The sequence below is a fragment of the Cupriavidus sp. 2SB genome, assembly GCF_005503625.1.
Taxonomy (GTDB): domain Bacteria; phylum Pseudomonadota; class Gammaproteobacteria; order Burkholderiales; family Burkholderiaceae; genus Cupriavidus.
On record NZ_SCMX01000143.1, the window covers coordinates 1 to 6,861 of the forward strand.

The window sequence follows — 6,861 nt, forward strand, 5'->3', positions numbered from 1 at the left end:
CCCCTCTCCCACTTGGTGGGAGAGGGGAGTAAATCAGCGCTGTGAATCAGAGCTTCACCAACCGCTCCGGCCTCAACGCCCCTTCCTTCATCCTCGCCACGCCCAGCAGTTTCCCTTCGCCATAGACCCGCGCCAGCACGCCCTCTTCCTGCACTTGCCCTTCCGGCAGATCCCGACGCGCAATCCGCTGACCCTGCACGAACCGTCCCGCCGCCACGGCATCGAGGTCCACGCGTACGCAGCGCTGCAGTAGCGCATCCACTGGCGCCAGCATTCCTGGCCGCTCGTCATCAGTCTGGGCATCGATCTGCTCCAGCGTCACCGCGCCATCAAGCGTGAGATCGCCCACGGCAGTACGACGCAGGCCGGTCAGGTGCGCGCCGCAACCCAATACTTCGCCGATGTCCTCGGCCAAAGTCCGAATGTACGTGCCTTTACTGCACGTCACGCGCATCGTGAACCGTTGATTCGCGAGGTCCACGTCGAGCAAGGTCAGTTCGTGAATCGTCACCCGACGCACCGCGCGCTCCACGGTCTGGCCGGCGCGCGCGTATTCGTAGAGTGGTTTGCCGTCCTTCTTCAGCGCCGAATACATCGGCGGCACTTGTTCGATATCGCCCGTAAAGCGCGCGACCGCCGCATCCAGCGCAGCGCGATTGCATGTCACGGGACGCTCGACGACAACATCGCCCTCCGCATCGCCCGTGGTCGTGGTCGCGCCCAATCGCACCTCAGCCTCGTAGGTCTTGTCTGCTTCAAGCAGATCCTGCGAGAACTTGGTCGCTTCGCCAAAGCAAAGCGGCAGCAAGCCGGTCGCCAGCGGATCGAGCGTACCGGTGTGCCCGGCCTTGTTCGCGCGCAGCAGGCGCTTGGCGCGCACCAGCGCGTCGTTGGACGAAAGGCCCAGCGGCTTGTCGAGCAACAGCACGCCATGGACGTCACGGCGCGGCAACCGGGGCGGACGGCTGGCTTGGGAATCGGTCATTGCGGGAAATTCGAGAGAAGCGGCACCGGCGAACGCCGGCGCGTTTGGGGATATGCGGATCGACTACTCGTCGGTACGCGTGTCGTCGTCCTTCGAACGCGTGGCGTTCGCCTCGTTGATCAGCTTGGACATTTCGATCGCATGCTCCACCGACGTATCGTGATGGAAATGCAGCGTCGGCACCGTATGGATATGCAGGCGCTTGAACAGCAACGAGTGCAGGTAGCCAGCCTTCTCACGGAGGATGCCAGCCGCTACGTCCGGCTCGGCGCCTAGCACCGTGAAATAGACCTTGGCGTGCGCGTAGTCGGGCGTCAGCGCGACCGATTGCAGGGTCACCAGACCCAGGCGCGGATCGCGAAGCTCGCGCTGGATCATCTCGGCCAGTTCCTTCTGGATCTGGTCGGACAGGCGCAGGTTACGGGAGGAGATATTGCCTTTCTTGGCCATTCAATACTTTTAGCTTGCTTGCTGCTTTTTGCCTTGCCGAAGTAAAAACGGCAGGCCGGAGCCTGCCGTTCTGCGTTGCGCCTTACAGCGTACGCGCCACCTCGGTGATTTCGTACACCTCGAGTTGGTCGCCTTCCTGAACGTCGTTGAAGTTCTTGATCGACAAGCCGCACTCGAAACCTTGCTTGACTTCCTTGACGTCGTCCTTGAAACGCTTGAGCGAGTCCAGTTCGCCGCTGTGGATCACCACGTTGTTGCGCAGCACGCGGACCAGCGACGAGCGCTTGACCATGCCGTCGGTGACCATACAACCCGCCACCGCACCGATCTTCGGCACGCGGAAGACCTGACGGACTTCCACCTGACCGATCGTCGTCTCGCGCTTTTCCGGCGCCAGCATGCCCGACATCGCCGCCTTGATCTCGTCTACCGCATCGTAAATGATGTTGTAGTAGCGGATATCGATGCCGTTGTGCTCGGCCAGCTTGCGCGCGCCAGCGTCGGCTCGCACGTTGAAGCCGATGATGACAGCCTTCGAGGCGGTCGCCAGGTTGACGTCCGACTCCGAAATGCCACCCACGCCACCGTGCACGATCTGCACGCGCACTTCGGCGGTCGAAAGCTTCTGCAGCGACTGCACCAGCGCTTCCTGCGAACCCTGCACGTCCGCCTTCACGATCAGCGGCAGCGACTGGACTTCGCCTTCGGCCATCTGCTCCAGCATCGTTTCCAGCTTGGCCGCCTGCTGCTTGGCCAGCTTCACGTCGCGGAACTTGCCCTGACGGAACAGCGCGATTTCACGTGCCTTGCGCTCATCCGGCAGCACCAGCACTTCTTCACCGGCGGCCGGCACTTCCGACAGACCCTGGATTTCCACCGGGATCGACGGACCAGCTTCCTTCGCCGGCTTGCCGTTTTCGTCCAGCATGGCGCGCACACGACCGTAGGCGCTGCCTGCCAGCACGACGTCGCCACGCTTGAGCGTGCCGCTGCTGACCAGGATCGTTGCGATCGGGCCCTTGCCCTTGTCGAGCTGGGCTTCCACGACCAGACCCTTGGCCGGTGCATCGACGGGGGCCTTCAGTTCCAGCACTTCCGCCTGCAGCGACACCTGTTCCAGCAGTTCTTCGATACCAAAACCGGTCTTCGCGGACACCGGCACGAACGGCGAATCGCCGCCGTACTCTTCCGGCAAGACCTGCTCTGCCACCAGTTCCTGCTTGACGCGGTCCGGGTTGCCGTCCGGCTTGTCGATCTTGTTGATCGCCACCACGATCGGCACTCCGGCAGCCTTGGCGTGCGCAATCGCTTCCTTGGTCTGCGGCATCACGCCGTCGTCGGCAGCCACCACCAGGATCACGATATCGGTCGCCTTGGCACCACGGGCACGCATGGCCGTGAAGGCCTCGTGACCCGGGGTGTCCAGGAACGTGATCACGCCACGGTCGGTTTCCACGTGGTACGCGCCAATGTGCTGCGTGATACCACCGGCTTCGCCCGCGGCAACCTTGGTGCGGCGGATGTAGTCCAGCAGCGACGTCTTGCCGTGGTCGACGTGACCCATCACGGTCACCACCGGCGGACGCGGCAGCAGTTCGGCGTCAGTGTGATCCTCGCCATCCACCACCAGCAGGGCTTCCGGATCGTCCAGCTTGGCGGCAAACGCCTTGTGGCCCATTTCTTCCACCACGATCATGGCGGTTTCCTGGTCCAGCACCTGGTTGATCGTGACCATCTGGCCGAGCTTCATCATCTGCTTGATGACCTCGGATGCCTTCACGGCCATCTTGTGCGCCAGGTCGGCCACGGAGATGGTTTCCGGCACGTGCACTTCACGGATGACCGGCTCGGTCGGCGCCTGGAAGTTGCTGCGATCGTCGGCATGCTGCTTGCCGCCGCGACCACGCGAACCACTGCGCCAGCCGCCCGTGCCGCCGGACGAATCGCCGCGCGTCTTCAGGCCGCTGCCCTTCTTGCCGCGATTGTCGTCTTGCCAGCCGCCAGCCTTGGCGCCCTTGCCACCCTTCTTGTCGGCGGTCGCCGTCGTCGTGGTGGTAGTGGCGGCCGGTGCGGCCTTCTTTTCGTCCTTCTTCGGCTCGGTCGTGGCACCCGCCGGCTTCACCGGCTTGTGCAGCGTGCCGGTCTGCTCGGCCTTCTTCTCCTCTGCCTTGCGTTCCGACGGCGCCTTGAGCACGCGCGGCGGCGCATTCAGCATCTGCTGGATGGCGCGGGCCTCGGCCTCTGCAGCTTCGCGACGGCGGCGCGCGGCAGCATCCTGCTCGGCACGTGCCTTGTCGGCGGCGGCCTTGGCGCTGTCCTGCTCGGCGCGTGCCTTGTCGGCAGCAGCCTTCGCATCGTCGGCGTTTTTCTGGGCCTGCGCACGCTCACCAGCCAGACGCGCCTTGTCGTCTTCGGCCTTCTTGCGCGCAGTTTCCTCGGCGGCGTCGGTCGCGGCGCGCGAAGCGGCAGCCTCTTCCTCGGCCTTCTGCGCGAGCAGTTCAGCCTGGCGGCGCTGCTCGGCCTCGGCGGCTTCCTGGCGCGCGCGGCGTTCGGCTTCCTCGCGTTCGGCGGCTTCGCGTGCAGCCTGGGCTTCGGCTTCCTGGCGAGCCAGGGCCTCCGCTTCCTGCCGACGCGCCTCTTCGTCGCGACGTGCCTGCTCGGCGGCGTCAGCCGCGGCCTGCTCGTCGGCGCCATCGTCGTGCGATTCCACGTCGTCACGCTTCACCAGCACGCGCTTCTTGCGTACCTCGACCTGCACCGTGCGGGTCTTGCCGGTGGAGTCCGACTGGCGGATCTCCGAAGTTTCACGCTTGGTCAATGTGATCTTCTTGCGCGCGCTATCGTCGGCCTGACCATGCGACCGCTTGAGGAAATCCAGCAGTCGGGTCTTGTCCGATTCGGTAATGATGTCTTCAGGCTTTGCCTTGCCCACCCCAGCTGCCTGCAATTGTTCCAGCAGTGCAGCAGGGCTGCGGCTCAGTTCTGCGGCCAGTTGGGCAACTGTTGTGCTTGCCATTCAAACCCTTTCAATGCTCGGTTTCTACGTCGGGACAATTCGTGTGCGGAAAGCGCGTCCGAGCCAGGCCCGGACGTGTCCCTCAGTTAAACCAATGTTCCCGTGCTTTCATGATCAGCCCGCGGGCCTCATCCTCGGTCACGCTGGCCATCTCGACCAGTTCGTCCACGGCCAGTTCGGCCAGGTCGTCGCGCGTGTGGATATTGCCTTCGGCCAGCTTGCCGATCAGCTCGGGCGTCAGGCCGTCGAGGGAACGCAGGTCCTGCGATACCTCTTCCACCTTTTCTTCCCGGGCCAGTTCCATCGTCAGCAGCGCATCGCGGGCGCGATTGCGCAACTCGGTGACGGTATCTTCGTCGAAGGCCTCGATCTCCATCATTTCGCTGATAGGCACATAGGCCACTTCTTCCAGCGTGGAGAAACCTTCGTCGATCAGGATGTCCGCCACTTCCTCGTCCACGTCCAGCTTGGCCATGAACAGCTTGCGTACCACTTCGCTTTCCTCGGCCTGCTTTTGCGCCGATTCTTCCTGCGTCATGATGTTGATCTGCCAGCCGGTCAGCTCCGACGCCAGGCGTACGTTCTGACCACTGCGACCGATGGAGATGGCGAGGTTTTCCTCGTCCACCACCACATCCATGCTGTGCTTCTCTTCGTCGACCACGATCGACTGGACCTGGGCCGGCGCCAGCGCACCGATCACGAACTGCGCCGGATCTTCCGACCACAGCACGATGTCCACGGCTTCGCCACCGATCTCGTTGCGCACCGCCGTCACACGCGTGCCTCGCACGCCGACGCAGGTACCGATCGGGTCAATACGCTTGTCATGCGCCACCACGGCGATCTTGGCGCGAACGCCCGGGTCGCGGGCAGCCGCCTTGATTTCCAGCAGGCCCTGTTCCATCTCGGGCACTTCGTTCTCGAACAGCTTGATCAGGAACTCGGGTGCCGTACGCGACAGCTCGATCTGCGGGCCGCGCGCAGCACGGTCCACGTTCAGGATGTACGCACGCACGCGATCACCGGTGCGCAGGTTTTCCTTCGGAATGATCTGATCGCGTGCCAGCAGCGCTTCCACGCGGCCAGATTCCACGATCAGACCCTTCTTGTCGGCGCGCTTGACCGTGCCGGTCATGATCTTTTCGCCGCGATCGAGGTAGTCGTTCAGGATCTGCTCGCGCTCGGCATCGCGGATGCGCTGCAGGATCACCTGCTTGGCAGCCTGCGCGCCGATCCGGCCGAATTCCACGGACTCGATCTGTTCCTCGATGAACTCATCGAGTTCGATATCGGCGATCTGGTCACGGGCTTCGAACAGCAGGATCTGCTTGTCCGGCTCCTGCAGGCCCTGTTCGTCAGGAACCACGAGCCAGCGGCGGAACGTTTCATGCTCACCGGATTCACGGTCGATATGGACGCGGATATCCACGTCTTCCTCGAAACGCTTCTTGGTCGCAGAGGCGAGTGCCGCCTCCAGCGCACCGAAAACCACATCCTTGTCGACGTTCTTCTCGCGCGCTAGCGCATCGACGAGCAACAGAACTTCGCGGCTCATTGCTTGTTCCCTTTTCTTTGATTTCCCTTGAAGTCGATCACCGGCACCAGGCGTGCCTTGTCGACATCGGGTATGGCGAATTCCAGCAGCGCCGGACCATCCTTGCCCTCGAATTCCAGGCCGATCTTCTCGGCGCCAGCTTCGCCCGAGGGTTCCCTCAGGATGCCGACGAAATTCTTCTGGCCGTTGACCGGCAGGCGCAGCGTGACCCTGGCTTCGGCGCCGACGAAGCGGACAAAATCAGCCAACTTCTTGAGCGGACGATCCAGACCGGGCGACGACACTTCGAGGCGCTCGTAATCGACGTTCTCCACTGTCAGAACGTGGGTAAGCTGGCGGCTTACCTTCTCGCAATCCTCAATGACGATGCCGGTTTCAGGCTGATCGATGTAGACACGCAGAAGTCCGGCCGGGGCACGCTCAAGCTCAACCAACTCGTAGCCCATGCCGATAAGGGTGGTTTCGATCAAATCTGCCAGATGCACTGTAATCCCGAGTAGTGGCCTTCAACACCGTGGCAGGCACTGGACAACACAACGTTCTGAAAGCGAGTTTCCGAAACCTGTAAGCTGCCCCTGCCTGCCCATCACCCTCGGGCGGTGCGCAGCGTGGCGCAAACCAGCCGCACTCGACGCGCACTCACGAACGGGCGAACCAAAAAAAAATGGGCGCAATGCCCATCATTCGCCCATCCCACTGAGGATGATACTTTTGAATAGACTTGGATTATACGCGGATTATGTCCAAAAGGCAAAAGCCGGTTGTATCCGCACTGGATGGGGGCAATGACGCCATGCGCACATCGACCCCACCCTGCCTGGCGTCAGCGATGACCGCCCCGACCACCACCGC

General features: G+C 62.9%; 5 protein-coding genes. All 5 read right to left on the minus strand.

Features of this window, described 5'->3' with window-relative positions:
- Positions 1 to 46 precede the first annotated feature (46 nt).
- A complete protein-coding gene (gene truB, locus FFS21_RS31415) occupies positions 47 to 985 on the minus strand; it encodes a tRNA pseudouridine(55) synthase TruB (protein ID WP_137928581.1) in 939 nt (312 codons plus the stop codon).
- Positions 986 to 1,048: 63 nt separating this feature from the next.
- Positions 1,049 to 1,435, minus strand: coding sequence for a 30S ribosome-binding factor RbfA (gene rbfA / locus FFS21_RS31420; RefSeq protein ID WP_137928582.1), 387 nt, complete (start codon positions 1,433 to 1,435; stop codon positions 1,049 to 1,051).
- A gap of 82 nt (positions 1,436 to 1,517) precedes the next feature.
- Positions 1,518 to 4,451: a translation initiation factor IF-2 gene (gene infB / locus FFS21_RS31425; protein WP_137928583.1), complete on the minus strand. Its 2,934-nt coding sequence runs from the start codon at positions 4,449 to 4,451 to the stop codon at positions 1,518 to 1,520.
- Between the two features lie 82 nt (positions 4,452 to 4,533).
- On the minus strand, positions 4,534 to 6,009 hold the full coding sequence (gene nusA / locus FFS21_RS31430; RefSeq protein WP_137928584.1) for a transcription termination factor NusA: 1,476 nt from the start codon (positions 6,007 to 6,009) through the stop codon (positions 4,534 to 4,536).
- Positions 6,006 to 6,494, minus strand: coding sequence for a ribosome maturation factor RimP (gene rimP, locus FFS21_RS31435; RefSeq protein ID WP_137928585.1), 489 nt, complete (start codon positions 6,492 to 6,494; stop codon positions 6,006 to 6,008). Before rimP ends, nusA begins: the two co-directional genes overlap by 4 nt.
- Positions 6,495 to 6,861: the final 367 nt, after the last annotated feature.